Origin of the sequence: Nostoc sp. UIC 10607 (assembly GCF_047228265.1) — a bacterium.
Lineage (GTDB): Bacteria > Cyanobacteriota > Cyanobacteriia > Cyanobacteriales > Nostocaceae > Nostoc > Nostoc foliaceum_A.
On record NZ_JBIQNW010000298.1, the window covers coordinates 1 to 258 of the forward strand.

1 protein-coding gene is annotated in these 258 nt (G+C 40.3%); it reads left to right on the forward strand.

Translation table 11 applies throughout. The features are described 5' to 3' along the window. A partial coding sequence (locus tag ACEYW6_RS36830; protein WP_412983698.1) for an HdeD family acid-resistance protein occupies positions 1-258 on the forward strand: 258 nt, incomplete at both ends.

Genomic DNA, 258 nt, shown 5'->3' on the forward strand with positions numbered 1-258 from the left:
GTTCATGCATTTCAATCACGTCACAAACGAGGCTTCTGGACAACACTAGTAGTTGGTATTCTATACGTAATTGGTGGGATTTTGTTGATTAGCAACATCTTTGGTGCTGCACTCTCTCTCACCTTAGCTTTTGGATTTATCATTTTTATTGAGGGTGTATTGGAGGTGATTGCAGCATTTGAAATGCGTCGAGATCCAAACTGGGGTTGGGTACTATTTAGCGGTATCATGGCTATTATTCTAGGGATTTTGATTCTG